We start from the raw sequence: 248 nt of genomic DNA, 5'->3' as shown, positions 1-248 counted from the left end.
CATTATCGGGAGTGCACGAATACCGGCTAAATCTGATAGACGATTACGGATATCGACAATAATTTCATTGGCACTGCGACGTTCAGCCCAATCTTCCAAAACGATAATAGCCATACCGTTAGAAAAGTCTGATGCGGTGCCAAAGCCACGAGGAGCGCGGATCAATAAGCGCTTAATATCGCCACTTTCAACCAAAGGCATTAAGCGGCCTTCAACTTCATCCATGTATTTTTCGATGTATTCAAAGC

1 protein-coding gene is annotated in these 248 nt (G+C 44.4%); it reads right to left on the bottom strand.

Features of this window, described 5'->3' with window-relative positions:
• Positions 1 to 248, bottom strand: a 248-nt coding sequence (locus AAEZ02_RS23175) for a hypothetical protein (RefSeq protein ID WP_351125530.1), incomplete at both ends; no start/stop codon positions are given.

It is taken from the genome of Shewanella sp. T24-MNA-CIBAN-0130 (genome assembly GCF_040310185.1).
Classification (GTDB): Bacteria; Pseudomonadota; Gammaproteobacteria; order Enterobacterales; family Shewanellaceae; genus Shewanella; species Shewanella psychromarinicola.
The sequence above is the reverse complement of the archived record's forward strand: the minus strand, read 5'-3'. Positions and strand labels throughout refer to the sequence as shown.